The 15,209-nt window shown below is 74.3% G+C and carries 16 protein-coding genes; all 16 read right to left on the bottom strand.

Translation table 11 applies throughout. The features are described from left to right. Positions 1 to 52: 52 nt before the first annotated feature. A complete protein-coding gene (locus ABZ783_RS07980) occupies positions 53 to 967 on the bottom strand; it encodes a hypothetical protein (RefSeq protein ID WP_357435202.1) in 915 nt (304 codons plus the stop codon). A 9-nt stretch (positions 968 to 976) separates the two neighbouring features. Then, positions 977 to 1,921 carry an RluA family pseudouridine synthase gene (locus ABZ783_RS07975; protein WP_357435201.1) on the bottom strand — a complete coding sequence of 315 codons (945 nt, stop codon included), beginning with the start codon at positions 1,919 to 1,921 and terminating at the stop codon, positions 977 to 979. Next, positions 1,918 to 2,538, bottom strand: coding sequence for a signal peptidase II (gene lspA / locus ABZ783_RS07970; protein WP_357435200.1), 621 nt, complete (start codon positions 2,536 to 2,538; stop codon positions 1,918 to 1,920). The genes ABZ783_RS07975 and lspA overlap by 4 nt, the downstream gene beginning before the upstream one ends. Positions 2,539 to 2,601: 63 nt before the next feature. Beyond that, positions 2,602 to 3,021 carry a TraR/DksA C4-type zinc finger protein gene (locus ABZ783_RS07965; RefSeq protein WP_018785248.1) on the bottom strand — a complete coding sequence of 140 codons (420 nt, stop codon included), beginning with the start codon at positions 3,019 to 3,021 and terminating at the stop codon, positions 2,602 to 2,604. A 224-nt stretch (positions 3,022 to 3,245) separates the two neighbouring features. Further along, a complete protein-coding gene (locus tag ABZ783_RS07960; protein WP_357435199.1) occupies positions 3,246 to 4,748 on the bottom strand; it encodes a potassium/proton antiporter in 1,503 nt (500 codons plus the stop codon). Positions 4,749 to 4,770: 22 nt separating this feature from the next. Further along, a complete protein-coding gene (locus tag ABZ783_RS07955; RefSeq protein WP_357435197.1) occupies positions 4,771 to 5,076 on the bottom strand; it encodes a DUF167 domain-containing protein in 306 nt (101 codons plus the stop codon). Then, positions 5,073 to 5,765: a hypothetical protein gene (locus ABZ783_RS07950; RefSeq protein ID WP_357435195.1), complete on the bottom strand. Its 693-nt coding sequence runs from the start codon at positions 5,763 to 5,765 to the stop codon at positions 5,073 to 5,075. Before ABZ783_RS07950 ends, ABZ783_RS07955 begins: the two co-directional genes overlap by 4 nt. Before the next feature lie 72 nt (positions 5,766 to 5,837). After that, complete coding sequence (locus ABZ783_RS07945) at positions 5,838 to 6,641, bottom strand: DivIVA domain-containing protein (RefSeq protein ID WP_357435193.1); 804 nt, start codon at positions 6,639 to 6,641, stop codon at positions 5,838 to 5,840. Positions 6,642 to 6,682: 41 nt separating this feature from the next. Beyond that, entirely contained in the window at positions 6,683 to 6,988 is a 306-nt protein-coding gene (locus tag ABZ783_RS07940; RefSeq protein ID WP_357435191.1) for a YggT family protein, read from the bottom strand. Positions 6,989 to 7,012: 24 nt separating this feature from the next. After that, a complete protein-coding gene (gene sepF, locus ABZ783_RS07935; RefSeq protein ID WP_357435190.1) occupies positions 7,013 to 7,708 on the bottom strand; it encodes a cell division protein SepF in 696 nt (231 codons plus the stop codon). Between the two features lie 197 nt (positions 7,709 to 7,905). After that, positions 7,906 to 8,652 carry a YggS family pyridoxal phosphate-dependent enzyme gene (locus tag ABZ783_RS07930; RefSeq protein WP_357435189.1) on the bottom strand — a complete coding sequence of 249 codons (747 nt, stop codon included), beginning with the start codon at positions 8,650 to 8,652 and terminating at the stop codon, positions 7,906 to 7,908. A gap of 9 nt (positions 8,653 to 8,661) precedes the next feature. Continuing rightward, entirely contained in the window at positions 8,662 to 9,777 is a 1,116-nt protein-coding gene (ftsZ, locus tag ABZ783_RS07925) for a cell division protein FtsZ (RefSeq protein WP_357435187.1), read from the bottom strand. Positions 9,778 to 10,049: 272 nt separating this feature from the next. Then, a complete protein-coding gene (locus ABZ783_RS07920) occupies positions 10,050 to 10,868 on the bottom strand; it encodes an FtsQ-type POTRA domain-containing protein (protein WP_357435185.1) in 819 nt (272 codons plus the stop codon). After that, complete coding sequence (murC, locus tag ABZ783_RS07915) at positions 10,865 to 12,355, bottom strand: UDP-N-acetylmuramate--L-alanine ligase (protein WP_357435183.1); 1,491 nt, start codon at positions 12,353 to 12,355, stop codon at positions 10,865 to 10,867. Before murC ends, ABZ783_RS07920 begins: the two co-directional genes overlap by 4 nt. An 85-nt stretch (positions 12,356 to 12,440) precedes the next feature. Continuing rightward, on the bottom strand, positions 12,441 to 13,547 hold the full coding sequence (murG, locus tag ABZ783_RS07910) for an undecaprenyldiphospho-muramoylpentapeptide beta-N-acetylglucosaminyltransferase (protein WP_357435181.1): 1,107 nt from the start codon (positions 13,545 to 13,547) through the stop codon (positions 12,441 to 12,443). Further along, complete coding sequence (locus ABZ783_RS07905) at positions 13,547 to 14,962, bottom strand: putative peptidoglycan glycosyltransferase FtsW (RefSeq protein WP_357435326.1); 1,416 nt, start codon at positions 14,960 to 14,962, stop codon at positions 13,547 to 13,549. The genes murG and ABZ783_RS07905 overlap by 1 nt, the downstream gene beginning before the upstream one ends. Positions 14,963 to 15,209: the final 247 nt, after the last annotated feature.

Here is a 15,209-nt window from a genome sequence, read left to right as displayed (position 1 = left end):
CCGGTGGCCCTCCTCACCGTCGTGCCTGGCGACGGCCGCCGGCGATCACGTCTCAGGAGGTGGGAGCGGGGTTCGGGGATCCCGGACCGGCGGCCGGGCCGCCGGAGGACGGTGCGGACCCGCGGACCGTCGGTGCGGCTTCCGACGAATCGCCCACCGCGCCGGCGCCGGGGGTCGGCTCGGCCAGCCCGGTGTCGACCGGCGGCCGGGCCACGTCCCGCTGCTCGGGCAGCGGTGGGGTGAACACCGTGCGGTCCAGCCGGCGCACCTCGGGCGCCGGGTCGACCACCCGTACGCCGGGGCGGGTGGCCAGGGCCCGCAGCGCCGCCGGGGCGTCCCGCACCACCGCGGCGTACACGCAGGCGCAGCCCGACCGGTAGCCGGCCGCCTCCTCGGCCGAGACCGCCGCCCCCGTGTCGTACACCCGACGCAGCTCGGGATCGGCGGAGGCGGCCGGGGCGGCGGCGCGCGCCCGGTAGTCGGCGGCCTCCCGGTCCTTGCGGGCGGCCACCTCGGCCATCCCGGCGACCACGTCGTCCGGTACTCGCAGCGCGGCGATCCGGACGATCTCGGTCTGCCGCCCGGGCAACGGCACCCGGGCGACCACCGCCGAGACCGGCGTCGCGCCGAGCGCGGTGGCCAGCTGCGCCGGCGTCAGGTACGCCGCGAACGAGACCAGGGCGTAGTCGCCCGGCCCGGGGTCGGCCGGCCCGAGCGCGGCCAGTTCGGCGGAGGCGGCGCGCAGATAGGCCGGGATGGCGTCGCCCTCCGCCACCCCGACCCGGGTGACCTCGCCGACCGTGCGGTCGCCCACCGGCTCGCGGCGACGGTCCCAGACGGCGGCGACCAGCACCGCCAGCGCGCAGGCCAGCGCGATCCAGGTGAGCAGGCCGGACCGCGCCGGACCGCGCCGGGGCGGATGCGGCGGCGGTACGTCGGCGGGCGGGCTGCTCGTCGGGCGGTCCATGGCGGCGGGTCAGTCGCGGAGGGTCTCCAGCGCCCGGGCCAGGTCGTCCGGGTAGTCACTGACGAAGGTGACCTCCTCGGCCGTCCGTGGGTGCAGGAAGCTCAGCGAGCGGGCGTGCAGCCACTGCCGGGTCAGCCCGAGGCGGGCCGCCAGGGTGGGGTCGGCGCCGTAGGTGAGGTCGCCCACGCAGGGGTGCCGGAGGGTGGAGAAGTGCACCCGGATCTGGTGGGTACGCCCGGTCTCCAGCTTGACGTCGAGCAGGCTGGCGGCCGGAAACGCCTCCAGGGTGTCGTAGTGGGTGACGCTCGGCTTGCCGCCGGAGACCACCGCCCAGCGGTAGTCGTGGTGCGGGTGCCGGTCGATCGGGGCGTCGATGGTGCCGCGCAGCGGGTCCGGGTGGCCCTGCACCACGGCGTGGTAGCGCTTCTCCACCTCGCGGTACTTGAAGGCCCGCTTCAACGCGGTGTACGCCGGCTCGCTCTTGGCCACCACCATCACCCCGGTGGTGCCCACGTCGAGCCGGTGCACCACGCCCTGCCGCTCGGCGGCGCCGCTGGTGGAGATCCGGTGGCCGATCGCGGCCAGCGCGCCGATGACCGTCGGCCCGGTCCAGCCGGGGCTCGGGTGGGCGGCCACGCCGACCGGCTTGTCCACCACCACGATGTCGTCGTCGGCGTGGACCACGGTCAGGCCCGGCACGGCCTGCGGCACGACGGTGGGCGGGGCGGCCGGCGCGGGCAGGGTCACCTCCAGCCAGGAGCCCGCCTTGACCTTGTGCGAGTTGGGCCGTACGACGCCGTCGACCAGCGCGTCCCCGGCGTCGACCAGGGCCGCGGCGGCGGTCCGGGAGAGCCCGAACAGCCGGGACACGGCCTGGTCCAGCCGCAGGCCCTCGAGACCGTCCGGGACGGGCAGCGACCGGTGGTCGCCACCGGTGGCGAAGACGGAGGTCACGCCCGCTCCCGCTGCTCGCCGCCGGTGGCCGTCCCGGCGGCGTCCGCCGGCTGCGCCGACCGGGCGCCGGCCCGGCTGCCGTCCCGCTGCCGGCCGGTCAGCTCCAGCAGCACGGCCAGGATCACCCCGCAGACCAGGGAACTGTCGGCCAGGTTGAACACCGGCCAGACCTGCCCGTACGGGTCGAACAGGCTGATCATGTCGACCACGTGGCCGACGAAGTGGCCGGGGGCCCGGAAGATCCGGTCGGTCAGGTTGCCGAGCGCCCCACCGAGCACCAGCCCGAGCGAGACGGCCCAGGGCAGCGAGCGCAGTCGCAGCGCCATCCAGCCGATCCAGGCGATCACGCCGATGGTGATCAGCGGGAAGACCCAGGTGTGGTCGGAGCCGATGCTCCAGGCCGCGCCGCTGTTGCGGGTGAGGGTGAGGTAGACGGCGCCGCCGAGCAGGGACACCGGCCCCCGGCCGGTCAGCTCCGAGAGGGCGAGCTGCTTGGTGGCCAGGTCGGCGAGCAGCGCGAACAGGGCGACGCCGAGGAGGATCCCGATCGCCCTGCGGCGGGACACCCCGGCGCGTGACTCAGCGGTGCCGGACCCGGCGGGCGGTGCTGCGGTCATCTGCTCCCCATCGACGCTTTCGACGGTGACCCTCACCGTCTCCGTTCCGCCGGGGAGCGGACCTCAGCGCCGCTCCTCCAGCTGCTTGCAGGTCACGCAGAGGGTGGCCGACGGGAACGCGGCGAGCCGCTCCACCGGGATCGGGTTGCCGCACCGCTCGCACCAGCCGTACCCACCCTCGTCGAGACGCTCCAGGGCGCGCTCGACCTGCGTGATCCGCTCCTTGATGCTGTTGGCGAGGGAGATCTCCTGCTCCCGCTCGAACGTCTTGGTGCCGGTGTCGGCCTGGTCGTCCCCGGCCGAGTCGGTCAGCCGATCGCGCTGCAGCTCGGTGATCTCGCTCAGCGTCTGATCGTACTCGGCGTTGAGCTCGTCCCGCCGCGCCGCCAGCGCGGCCCGGATCTTCTCGGTCTCCGCCGCGCTGCGGGTGGCCTTCGCCACCGGCTTGCGGCCGGCGGTCCTGGTATCGGCTGGCTTCGCCATCGTCAGCTCCCTTGGCCGCGTGCCGCGGCGGTCGGCGGTGCCTGGGCAGGGGAGACCGGCGTGGGTGTCCCCCATGTGCAAAACGGGCGCACGGCGACGCGCGCCGTGCACTCCGGAGGGTGGCAAGAATACGGAACGTACAGGCGTCCGACAACGTGCCGCACCGTCGCACCGCGATTCAGCCCCGAACAGCCACCAATCGGGGCAAAAGGAACGCTAGCAGATCATCCGTCCCGGTCCTCGCCGTACTCGCCAAACCAGCGGGCCAGTCTCCCGCGGCGGCTCACCGCACGCAGCCGTCGCTCCACCTCGTCGCGGACCTCGGCCGTGGCGACGATCAGCAGGCTGTCCCCAACCTTCAGCCGGGTGTCCAGGCCGGGCACGAAGCCCGCCCCGTCGCGCAGCACCAGGGTCACCGAGGCGCCCACCGGCAGCCGCAGCTCGTCCACGTGCACCCCGCCCAGCCGGGACCCCGGGGGCACCTCGACCTGGAGCAGGTCGGCTCGCATCCGTTCCAGCGGCGCGGTCTCCACGCGGATCTCGGCCGCCTCGGCCGGCGCGGTCACCCCGAGCCGGCGGGCCGCCGGGGCGAGGGTCCCGGCCTGGAGCAAGGTGAAGATCACCACCAGCACGAAGACCGCGTCGAAGAGCCTTTCCGCCCCCGGCACCCGGGCCGACAGCGGGATGGTGGCCAGCACGATGGGCACCGCGCCGCGCAGCCCGGCCCAGGACAGGAAGAGCTGCTCGCGCGGGCGGAGCCGGAACGGCAGCGCGGAGACCGCCACCGACAGCGGGCGGGCCAGGAGCAGCAGGGCCAGCCCGGTGACCACGGCCGGCAGCACCGCCGCGTCCAGCCGGCTCGGCGAGACCAGCAGGCCCAGCAGGACGAACAGGCCGATCTGCGCCAGCCAGGCCAGCCCGTCGGCGAAGCCGAGGATGGCCTGCCGGTGCGGCAGCCGGGCGTTGCCGAGCAGCACGCCGGCCACGTAGACGGCGAGGAAACCGGAGGCGTGCAGCACCGCGCCGGCCGCGTAGGCCAGCACCGTGAAGCCGACCACCGCGATCGGGTAGAGGCCGGCCGACGGGAGCGCCGCCCGGCGCAGCGCGTACCGGCCGGCGATCCCGGCGGCCACCCCGACCGCGGCGCCGACGCCCAGCTCGTACCCGACCAGGAGCACCTCGTACCACCACGGGTGAGCGGCCGTCGCCCCCCGGGAGAGCAGCAGCACCACGATCACCACGGGGGCGTCGTTCATGCCCGATTCGGCCTCCAGCGTGGCCACCAGGCGGGGCGGCAGGCGCAACCGGCGCAGGGTGGCGAAGACCGCCGCCGCGTCGGTCGAGGAGAGCACCGCCCCGTAGAGCAGGGCCAGCCGCCAGTCCAGCCCCAGCAGGAGGTGCACCACGAGCCCGACCACCAGGATGCTGACCAGCACGCCGACCGTGGAGAGCGCGGCGGCCATCCCGAGCACCGGACGCAGTGTGCTCCACCGGGCGCTCAACCCGCCCTCGGCGATGATCACGATGAGGGCACTGAACCCGAGCACCCGGGTCAGCTCGACGTCGTGGAACCGGATGCCCAGCCCGGCCTCGCCGATCGCCACGCCCAGCGCGAGGTAGACCAGCAGACTCGGCACGCCGAGCCGGGTGGAGACGCGCACCGCGCCCACGGCCACCAGCAGGACGGCCGCGCCGAGCAGCAGCGCGAGATCGAGCCCGGGGGTCATCCGCGGCCGGCCCGGACGGTCCTCACTCGGCCGATCCGTCGCGCAGCCGACGCAGCACGTCGGGCAGCCCGGCAGCCGGGCGCTCGACCAGGAAGAGCTTGTCCCGGCTGGCCGCGCCGGCGCGCAGGGAGACCGCCGCCGGCCGGACGCCGAGGGCGTCGGCCAGGGCTCGGCGGGCGGCCTCGGTCGCGCGCCCGTCCACGGCGGGGGCGTGCACGGCGATGACCAGGGCCGGCCCGTGCGGGCCGTCGAAGCGTCCGCCGACCCGGGCCCGGGCAGCGCCAGGCTTCACCCGGACGGCGACGGTGAGCGGGGCCTCCATGGTCATCCCGGTCGGCCCGGCCGGGCGTCGGCGAGCAGGACGGTGGCCGGCGCGCAGCGGGCGCACGGGGTGAAGCCGAGCCCGACCGCCTCGGCGACGGGCAGCGGTTCGTCGTCCCGGCCGACCAGATGGGGGCAGCCGGGCAGGTGGAAGCGGGGGTGGCCGTCGACCACCCGAACCTCGGCGTCGAGCCGGGCCAGCCGGGCCACGTCCGCCGCCGGCAGGTCCTGCGCGGGCGGGTCACCGTCGGCGGCCGGCGAGGTGGGCACCGGGGCGTCCGGCACGACACCGGCCTCGTCGGCCGACGGCTCGCGGGGGACGGGCGGGGCGTAGGGGTCGCGCGGCGAGTATGCCGTCGGCGGCACCTCGTCCGGATCGGTCACCGGCGACTCGGGTGGTTGCCGCCACCCGGGTCCACCGGTGCCGACCGTCGACGGGATGTGCTGGACCGGAATCTCCGGCTCCCCGACCCGGGCGCCGAACGGCGGGCCGGTCCGGGTGCGGTTGCGCGGCCCGGCCACCCGGTCCGCCGTGGCCCGGGTGGCGACCGCCTGGCGGGCGCCCGCGACGAGGGCGACGGCGGCCAGCAGGCTGACCGCGATGGAGGTGATCAGCAGCGGGCTGGACCCGTTGGCCAGCCCGGCCACCAGGAGCACGACCGCGACGAGGATGAGCAGGATGCTGGCGACTATCACGGCTCACCCCCGCCGCGTCGTGTCGGTCTGCGCGGCCGGCGGCCGTCGTACGGACGGCCGCCGGCGACGGGATCAGCGGCCGGACTCGATGGAGCCCGCGCGGCTGCCGCCGTAGGAGCCGGCGAGGCCGGCGGCGGCGAGGCCGTTGCTACCCCCGCCGGAGCGGACGCTCTCGGTGCGGTTCATCTCGGCCTCCAGGCCCTGGCCGCGGCCGTCGAGGTCGCGGAGCTGGCTCTCCAGGTACGCCTTGAGGCGGGTGCGGTACTCGCGCTCGAACTGCTTGAGCTCCTCGATGTGCTTCTGCAGCGCGGTGCGCTTGGCGTCCAGGCCGCCCATGGCCTCCTGGTGCCGCTGGCGGGCGTCCCGCTCGAGGGCGTCGGCCTTGGCGCGGGCCTCGCGGGTGACCTCCTCGGCCTTGGTGCGGGCCTCGGTGAGCAGCTGGTCCGCCTCGCGCCGGGCGTCCGAGACGTGGTCGTCGGCGGTCCGCTGGGCCATCATCAGCACCCGCAGCGCCTGCTGCTCGCCGTCACCGCCGGCGGCCGGGCCACCCTGGGCACGGACCTGCTCCAGCTCGGCCTGCATGGCGCGCGCGGCCTGCTCGGCGGCCGCCTTGTCGCGCTGCACCCGGTCGAGCTGTGCCTTGACGTCGTTGAGCTCGGCTGCGAGCCGGGCGTCACCGCCGGGGCCGGCGGGGGCGCCACCGCGACCGCCGCGCTCCACCTGGGCGCGCAGCTCGTTGTTCTCCTCGATCAGACGGGCGAGCTCGCGCTCGACCTCGTCCAGGAAGGCGTCGACCTCCTCCTCGTCATAGCCCCGCTTGCCGATCGGCGGCTTTTTGAAGGCGACGTTATGGACGTCGGCCGGGGTCAGCGGCATCGAAACTCCTCGGGTCAGTTGCGGCCGCGAAAGCGCGCTGGTCAGGCGAAAGACCTGATCAGCGGATCTAACACGAACTCCATCAGCACGAACAGGATAACCAGGAGCACAAGGGAGGCCAGGTCGATGCTCACGGTACCAATTCGCAGCGGAGGGATCACACGCCTCAACGCCCGCAGAGGCGGATCAGTGACGCTCCACACCGATTCGAGTCCCGCCGACGCTCCCCGGCCTGGTTGCCAGCGGCGACCGTACGCCAGAACGGCGCCAAGGACAAATCGGGCCAACAGTACAAGCAGGAACAGAAAAAGGAGCAGATACAGCACCTGGAACAGAATCGACAACACGGCAGGCGACGTCCCTCGGTCGGGCTAGCTCAGGCTGAAAAAGCCGCCCTCAGCGATCTTGGCCTTGTCCTCCGCGGTGACCTGGACATTGGCCGGTGAGAGCAGGAACACCCGGTTGGTCACGCGCTCGATCGTACCCCGGAGCCCGAACGCGAGCCCGGCGGCGAAGTCGACCAGCCGGCGCGCGTCCGCCTCGTCCATCTCGGTGAGGTTGATGATCACCGGCACCCCGTCGCGGAAATGCTCGCCGATGGTCCGCGCCTCACGGTAGGTGGTCGGGTGCAGGGTGGTGATCTGGTAGCGCTGCTCCTCCTCGGCCGCCACCGCCCGCTCGCGGGGCTGCACCTGCGGGGCCAGGGCCAGGTTGTCCCGGGTGTGGTAGGTCAGCGCGCCGGAGCTCTCCCCGGCGCCCGAGCGGGTGATCGACCGGACGCTGGACCGGTCGGTGCGCTCCGGGCGCTCGACGTCGGCCCGGTCGGCGTCGCCGGCCCGGCTCGAGGCGCGCTCGGTCAGCCTCCCGCGGTCGCCCAGCCGGGTACGGGCCGCCGGCGGCTCCTCGGGCTCCTCGTCGTCCTCGTCGGCGAACTCCTCGGAGTACCGGCTCGACCGGTAGCGCGAGTCCCGGTAGCCACCCTTGTCGTAGCCACCGTCCTCGTAGGCCCGGTCATCGTCCTCCTCGACGAGCCCGAGCCAGACCCCCGCCTTGCGCAGTGCACCCATCCCCGCGCCCTTCCGTCTGCCGTGCGGCACGCACCCCCGTGCCGTGTCGCTTGATCACGAGTGGGACACCACAGTGCCCACCGGACCGGATCGGCAATCCCCGGACGAGCGGTTCGCGGTCCGCCCGTCACGGCCCCCGGCTACGGGAACGCCGTTCCTGAACAACACTGATGTAATTTGCTTCTTTCGCGGTCAGGCTACCGCAGCGTGGGGCGCATTCCGAGTAACGCGCTGCCGACGCGGACATGTGTCGCGCCGTACCCGATCGCGGTTTCCAGATCGCCGCTCATGCCCGCCGACAGCGCGGTCGCCTCCGGATGCCGGACGCGGAACCGCTGCGCCACCTCGGCCAGCCGGGCGAACGCCCGGTCCGGCTCCCAGCCCAGCGGGGCCACCGCCATCAGCCCGCTCAGCCGCAGCGCCCCGGCGCCGGCCACCGCCTCGGCCACCGGGCCGAGCCCCCGGTCGGGGTCCGCCGAGTCGGGCAGCGCCCCGCCCCGGGTCGGGTCGCCGTCGATGCTCACCTGCACCAGCACGTCCAGCGGCCGGTCCCGGCCGGCCGCTGCGGCGGCGTCGAGGGCCGCGGCCAGCCGCACGCTGTCGACCGACTGGACGACGTCGGCGTACCGGGCCACCGAACGGCACTTGTTGCGCTGCAGCTGGCCGATGAAGTGCCACCGCGGGGTCACCCCGGTTGCGGCCACCTCGGCGGCCTTCGGGGCCGCCTCCTGGTCGCGGTTCTCCCCCACGTCGGTCACGCCGAGCCCGGCCAGCGCCACCACGTCGCCGGCCGGGTAGGTCTTGGTCACCGCGACCAGGGTGACCTCGCCGCGGTCCCGGCCGGCGGCCGCGCAGGCGTCGGCGATACGGGCCCGGACCCGGGCGAGCCCGGCCGCGAGCTCGGCGCGCCGCTCGGGTCGCACCGTGGCTGGTGTGTCGGTCATCGGCGCCGCTCAGGACCCGTTCTTGAGGAAGTCCGGCACGTCGACGTCGTCGAACAGCACCCGGCGGGGCGACTGCTGCGGGGCCGGCATGGTGGCCGGCGGGGTCACCGGCGCGGTGGGCTGGGTCGGCTGGTTCTGGTTGGTCTTGCGGCCCTGATCGACCGCCTTGTACGCGGGCGCACCGCCGTCGAAGCCCGCCGCGATCACGGTCACCCGCACCTCGTCGCCGAGCGCGTCGTCGATGACCGCACCGAAGATGATGTTGGCGTCCGGGTGGGCCGCGTCGGTGACCAGCTGGGCCGCGTCGTTGATCTCGAACAGGCCCAGGTCGGAACCGCCGGCGATGGAGAGCAGCACGCCCCGCGCGCCGTCCATGCTCTGCTCCAGCAACGGGCTGGAGATGGCCGCCTCGGCCGCCTCGACCGCGCGGTTCTCGCCGCGGGCGCTGCCGATGCCCATCAACGCGCTGCCGGCGCCGCTCATCACGCTCTTCACGTCGGCGAAGTCCAGGTTGATCAGACCCGGCGTGGTGATCAGGTCGGTGATGCCCTGGACACCGGAGAGCAGCACCTGGTCGGCGGTGCGGAAGGCGTCCATCATGGAAATGTTGCGGTCGCCGAGCGCGAGCAGCCGGTCGTTCGGGATGACGATGAGCGTGTCGCACTGGTTGCGCAGCTCCTCGATGCCGGCCTCGGCCTGCACCTGGCGGCGCTTGCCCTCGAACGAGAACGGCCGGGTCACCACACCGATGGTGAGCGCACCGAGCTTGCGGGCGATGTTCGCCACCACCGGCGCACCGCCGGTGCCCGTGCCACCGCCCTCGCCGCAGGTCACGAAGACCATGTCGGCGCCCTTGAGCACCTCCTCGATCTCGTCGCGGTGGTCCTCGGCGGCGTTCTTGCCGACGTCGGGGTTGGCGCCGGCGCCCAGCCCTCGGGTCAGTTCCCGGCCGACGTCGAGCTTGACGTCGGCGTCGCTCATCAGCAGCGCCTGCGCGTCGGTGTTGATCGCGATGAACTCGACGCCCTTGAGCCCAACCTCGATCATCCGGTTGACGGCGTTGACGCCGCCGCCCCCGATGCCGACGACCTTGATGACCGCCAGGTAGTTGTGCGGAGGTGTCATCTCCGGTCCTTTCCCTTCGAGATTGGCATGGGCCGACCCCACACGGCTTGGCCAGATCAGCGGCGGAGCAATGCCCGGCGCGGCGGAGGGCCGAAACCCTCACCCTCTACTAGAGGCTTAGAGCTATGTCAACCACTGATCTCTTCGGGGCAACGTAAGCGCCGCCGCGCGATGAGCCAAGGACCTTTCCGGCGTGTCGCCACCGGAGCGGGCGGCGACACACTCGCCGACGGGGCGATCAGCGCGCGGCGACCCGTTCGCTGACCGGCGGATCACCGGAAGGTGACCACGTCCGGGGCGCTGACGTCGATCGTGTCGGCCTTCCGACCGAGCAGCGCGGTGGCCACCTTGGACTTGTCCGCGCCGCGGGTCGCGTCCCCCCAGACCACCGTCCGGCCCTCATGCAGCCGCAGGGTGATCCGGGCCAGCCCGGCCACGTCCACCGAGACCAGCTCGGCGCGCAGCCGCGGGCTGAGCGCGGCCAGCACGTCCAGCCCGGCCCGGGTGCCCGGGTCGTCCGCCGCCGGCCGGCCGACCCGGATCACCGGCAGCCCGTCCGGGGCCTGGGGCAGGTCCTGGAACGGCACCCCGGCCCCGTCGATCACCGCGTACCGGTCCCCCTGCGGCACCACCGCCACCGGGGTCCGCTCCACCACCCGGACCACCAGGGTGCCCGGCCAGTCCCGTTCCACCGTGGCGCGCTCCACCGGGGCGAGGGTGCCCACCCGCCGGGCCGCCGCCGCCAGGTCCACCCGGGCCAGCGGCGTGTCGTCCGGGATCGCCACGACGTCGCGCACCTCGACCGGGGTGACCAGCTTCGCGCCGATCACCCGGACCTGCCGGACCCCGAACAGGCCGGTGCCCAGCACGGCCCAGGCCACCAGCCCGGCGGCCACGAGCACGCCGACGGCGACCGCCCAGGGCAGCGCCGCGCGCATCCGCCGCTGCCGGGCCCGGGCCATGAACCGCCGGGTCGACGGCGGGACGGCGTCGGCACCGGCCCGGACCAACTGCCACCGGCGCACCGGGCTGCGCCGCCCGGCCCCGCCGTCCTGACCCGGGGTCCGGCCGCGCGCCGGGCCGGGGCTCATCCGGCCGTGGCCGCCGCGCCGTCCGGACCGACGCCGGTGCCGATCGTCGCCGCGTCGCTCGCCACGCCGGTGCGGGCCAGCAGGGCGTCGAGCAGCTGGTCGCCCATCAGCGAGATCGGCGGCGCGCCCATGGTCACCACGACGTCGCCGGGGCGGGCCCGCCGGGCCACCTCGGCCGGCACGTCGTCCCAGGCCTCGACGAAGACCTTCCGGTCGGCCGGCAGCGGCACCGCCGCGAGCAGCGCGACCGAGCCCTCACCCGGCTGGCGCAGTTCGCCCGGGCCGAACACCTCCAGCAGCACCAGCTCGTCGGCGATGCCGAGGGCGGCGGCGATCTCCGCCTGGAGGTCACGCGTGCGGTAGAGCCGGTACGGCTGGAAGACCACGATCAGTCGGCCCTCGCCGGCCACCTCGCGCAGCGTCTGCAGGGCCAGCGTCATCGACGTCGGGTGGTACGCGTACTCGTCGTAGACCAGCACGTCGTCCGCCACGCCCTTGCGCTCGAAGCGCCGCCGGACGCCGGGGAACGCGCCCAGCGCCGCCTCGGCCGCCTCGATCGGCAGCTCGAGCAGGTAGGCGGCGAGCACCGCCGAGGCGCTGTTCAGCCCCATGTGCCGCCCCGGCACCGGCAGCCGGATCTCGCCCAGCGACCGGCCGTCGATCTCGGCCAGGTAGCGCACCCCCTGAGCGGAGGACGCCATCCCGCTCAGCCGCAGGTCGGCGTCGGGCGACTCGCCGTACGTCCACACCCGACGTCCCTCGGCGCGCAGCGTCTCGGCCAGCCGCCGCCCGCCCGGGTCGTCGGCGCAGGTGATGATGAACCCCGCGGGGTCGGTGAGCCGGGCGAAGTCGGCGAACGTCGCCTCCAGGTTGGCCAGGTCGCCATACGTGTTGAGGTGGTCCGCCTCGATGTTCGTGATGATCGAGACGTACGGGCGGTAGATGAGGAACGAGCGGTCACTCTCGTCCGCCTCGACCACGAAGTATTCACCCGTGCCGTGGTGCGCGCCGGAGCCCACCTCGGAGATCTCCCCGCCGATCACGAAGGACGGGTCGGTGCCGGCCTGCTGGAGCACCATGGTGACCATCGAGGTGGTGGTGGTCTTGCCGTGGGTGCCGGCGACCGCCACCGTCCGGCGGCCGGTCATCGCGGCCGCGAGGGCCTCGGAGCGATGCAGCACCCGCAGCCCCCGCCGGCGCGCCTCAACCATCTCCAGGTGGTCCTGCGGGATGGCCGAGGAGTAGACCACGGTGTCCACCCCGTCGAGGTTCGCCGCCTCGTGGCTCATGTGGATGGTGCCGCCGAGCGCCCGCAGGCCGGCCAGGGACGGCCACTCCCGCAGCTCGCTGCCGGAGACCGGCAGGCCCCGGGTGAGGAACAGCCGGGCCAGGCCGCTCATGCCGACCCCGCCGACCCCGATCAGGTGGATCCGGCCCAGGTCCTCCGCGGTCATCGTGCCGGCGGGCGTGAACTGCGCGGTGTTCATGAGAGGTACCTTCCCGTCGCGGGGACGACCGTCACAATGCCGTCGTTGTTCGCGGCTGCGGGGCTCGCAAGCTCACTCCTCGCGCTCACCGAGCCACCGCCTCGTAGACGAAGTTCAGCAGGGCGACGTCGCCGTCGCGCCGGCCGTACGCGGCCGCGGCGGCACCCATCGCGGCGAGCCGCTGCGGGTCCCGGACCAGCGGGATGACCGTCCGCTCCAGCCAGCCCGGGGTCAGCTCGGCGTCGTCGACGAGCAGCCCGCCACCGGCCTCCACCACGGGCAGCGCGTTGCGCTTCTGCTCCTGGTTGCTGTGCGGGTACGGCACGTAGATGGTGGGCAGCCCGATGGCGGCCACCTCGGCACAGGTCATCGCGCCGCCCCGGGCCAGCATCAGGTCGGCGGCGGCGTAGCCCAGCTCCATCTCGGACAGGTAGGGCAGGGTCACGTACGGCACCGGCAGGTCGGTCGGGACGGAGACCGGCTCGTTGCGGGCGCCGATCACGTGCAGCACCTGCACGCCGTTGCGGGCCAGCTCCTTGGCCGCGCCGGAGACCGCCAGGTTGATCGAGCGGGCGCCCTGCGAGCCGCCGGCGACGAAGAGCACCGGCAGGTTGGGACGGAGTCCGAAGTGGGCGCGGGCGGCGTTGCGCATGGCGGCCCGGTCCAGGCCGGCGATGCCGCGGCGCAGCGGCACCCCGACCACCCGGGCGTTGCGCAGCGACTCGGCCTGCGCCGGCTGGTGCGGGAAGCCCGCCGCGACGTGCTTGGTGAACTTCATCCCGAGCCGGTTGGCCACACCCGGCGGCACGTTCACCTCGTGGATGACGATCGGCAGTTCCCGGCGCCACGCGGCCAGGTAGCCGGGCACCGAGACGTACCCCCCGAAGCCGACCACGACGTCGGCCCGCACCTCGTCGATCACCTTGCCCGCCGCGCGGGCCGCCTTCCACATCCGGTCCGGGGTGCGGACCAGGCTCATGTTGACCGAGCGGGGCAGCTGGTAGGCGGGGATCTGCCGCAGGTCGTAGCCGGCCGGCGGGATCAGCTCGTTCTCCAGTCCCTTGGGTGTGCCGAGGCAGGTGATCCGGACACTGGGGTCGTGTCGGCGCAGGCAGTCGGCGAAGGCGAGCAACGGGTAGATATGCCCGCCGGTGCCTCCTCCGCAGAGCACCACCGAACGCAGCGGACCCATCAGCGTCTCCTCTCGCTCGCCGTCCCGGCGCGCGTCCGGCCCCGCCGGGCGGCGCGGGCTGCGGCCTGGTCGTCCTCCCGCCGCGACCGGGACCGGGGTACGGACCCACGGTCCGCCGGTGGCGTCGCCGGGCGGCGGCGCCGGCCGGGAAGCGGCGGCAACGGGGCCCAGAGTAGTCGGACCCACCGGGCCGGCGGACGGGCATGCAGGGCTCGGGCCGCGTCCGGCTCGGCCCGGGCGAAGGACGCGAGCATGCCGACCGCCGCCAGGGTGACCACCAGGGCGCTGCCGCCGTCGGAGATGAACGGCAGCGGCACGCCGGTCAGCGGCAGCAGTCCGGTGACCCCGCCGATGTTGATCACCGCCTGGCCGACCAGCCAGGCCGTGACGCCGGCCGCTGCGAGCCGGCGGAACGGGTCCTCCACCCGCCGGGCGATCCGCAGCCCGGTGTACGCCAGCACGGCGAACAGCACCAGCACCACGGTGCAGCCGACCACGCCCAACTCCTCGGCGATGATCGCGAAGATGAAGTCGTTGTGCGCCTCGGGCAGCCAGGCCCACTTGAAGGTGCTCTTGCCCAGCCCGACACCGAACCAGCCGCCGTGGCCGAGCGCGTAGCGGGCCTGGACGAGCTGGTAGCAGCCCTCCAACTGCTCCTCGAAGCAGGTCTTCGGGTCGGGCGGGTCGAGAAACGAGGTGAGCCGGGTCAGCCGGTAGTTGTCGGCATCGCGCGAACCCGAGCCGGCCCCCAGGGACGCGGCGGCGACCAGCAGGCCGACGCCGAGCAGGCCGACCGCGGAGAGGGCGGCGAAGACCCGCCTCCGTACGCCGGCCGCCCAGAGCATGCCGACCACCAGGGCCAACAGGCAGAGCATGCTGCCCAGGTCGTTGTAGCCGACCAGCACGGAGAGCAGCCCGACCACCGGGAACAGCGGGGTGGCCAGCTCCTTCCACCAGCCCAGCGCGGCGCCCTTGCGGGCCAGCACGTGCGCGCCCCAGAGCACCAGCGCGAACTTGGCCACCTCGACCGGTTGCACCGAGACCGGGCCGAACCAGAGCCAGAGCAGGTTGGCCTCGAGCGGGCCGACCGACTTCACCCGGAACAGCGCCTGCAGCGCCACCAGCAGGTTGAGGATCAGCAACAGCACCACGGCCACGCCGAGGAAGGGCCGGGCGATCGCCCGGAAGGTGCGGGCGGGCAGCCGCTGGCAGGCCCAGAACGCCACGATGCCGATCACCGCGAAGACGGTCTGCCGGACCAGCGAGGCCGAGGCGTCGCCGTCCTCGGCGTAGTCCTTCACGCTGGTCGCCGAGAAGACCATGGTGAGGCCGATCAGCAGCAGCAGGCCGGCGCTGGAGAGCAGCAGATAGTAGGAGGCCAACGGCCGGGCCAGCAGGCCGCGCAGCGCGGCCAGCCCGCCGGCGGCGTCCAGCCCGAGCGACGGGGCCGGCGGCTCGGCCGGCCGGGTCGCGGCCGGTGCCCGTCTGCTCTGCGTGTCGGTGGTGCCCTCGGTGTCTCGTCCCTCCCCCACCCGCCCATCATCGCGGCTCGACCCGCCCGCCCGTGGCGCAACCGCCCGGTCGGCGTGTCGGGGCGGGAGACGGCCTGCCAGCGGACCGGTGGTCACCACCGGGACCTGCCGAAGGGGAAGGGCCCCGGCC

It is taken from the genome of Micromonospora sp. NPDC047738 (genome assembly GCF_040642675.1).
GTDB lineage: Bacteria > Actinomycetota > Actinomycetes > Mycobacteriales > Micromonosporaceae > Micromonospora.
Note: the sequence above shows the minus strand (reverse complement) of the source record. Positions and strands in the feature narration are given on the sequence as shown.

Coding starts and splice junctions, on each gene's coding strand:
- ABZ783_RS07980 (WP_357435202.1), bottom strand. CDS start 967: ATGGACCGCCCGACGAGCAGCCCGCCCGCCGACGTACCGCCGCCGCAT.
- lspA (WP_357435200.1), bottom strand. CDS start 2,538: ATGACCGCAGCACCGCCCGCCGGGTCCGGCACCGCTGAGTCACGCGCC.
- ABZ783_RS07965 (WP_018785248.1), bottom strand. CDS start 3,021: ATGGCGAAGCCAGCCGATACCAGGACCGCCGGCCGCAAGCCGGTGGCG.
- ABZ783_RS07960 (WP_357435199.1), bottom strand. CDS start 4,748: ATGACCCCCGGGCTCGATCTCGCGCTGCTGCTCGGCGCGGCCGTCCTG.
- ABZ783_RS07955 (WP_357435197.1), bottom strand. CDS start 5,076: ATGACCATGGAGGCCCCGCTCACCGTCGCCGTCCGGGTGAAGCCTGGC.
- ABZ783_RS07945 (WP_357435193.1), bottom strand. CDS start 6,641: ATGCCGCTGACCCCGGCCGACGTCCATAACGTCGCCTTCAAAAAGCCG.
- sepF (WP_357435190.1), bottom strand. CDS start 7,708: ATGGGTGCACTGCGCAAGGCGGGGGTCTGGCTCGGGCTCGTCGAGGAG.
- ABZ783_RS07930 (WP_357435189.1), bottom strand. CDS start 8,652: ATGACCGACACACCAGCCACGGTGCGACCCGAGCGGCGCGCCGAGCTC.
- ftsZ (WP_357435187.1), bottom strand. CDS start 9,777: ATGACACCTCCGCACAACTACCTGGCGGTCATCAAGGTCGTCGGCATC.
- ABZ783_RS07920 (WP_357435185.1), bottom strand. CDS start 10,868: ATGAGCCCCGGCCCGGCGCGCGGCCGGACCCCGGGTCAGGACGGCGGG.
- murC (WP_357435183.1), bottom strand. CDS start 12,355: ATGAACACCGCGCAGTTCACGCCCGCCGGCACGATGACCGCGGAGGAC.
- murG (WP_357435181.1), bottom strand. CDS start 13,547: ATGGGTCCGCTGCGTTCGGTGGTGCTCTGCGGAGGAGGCACCGGCGGG.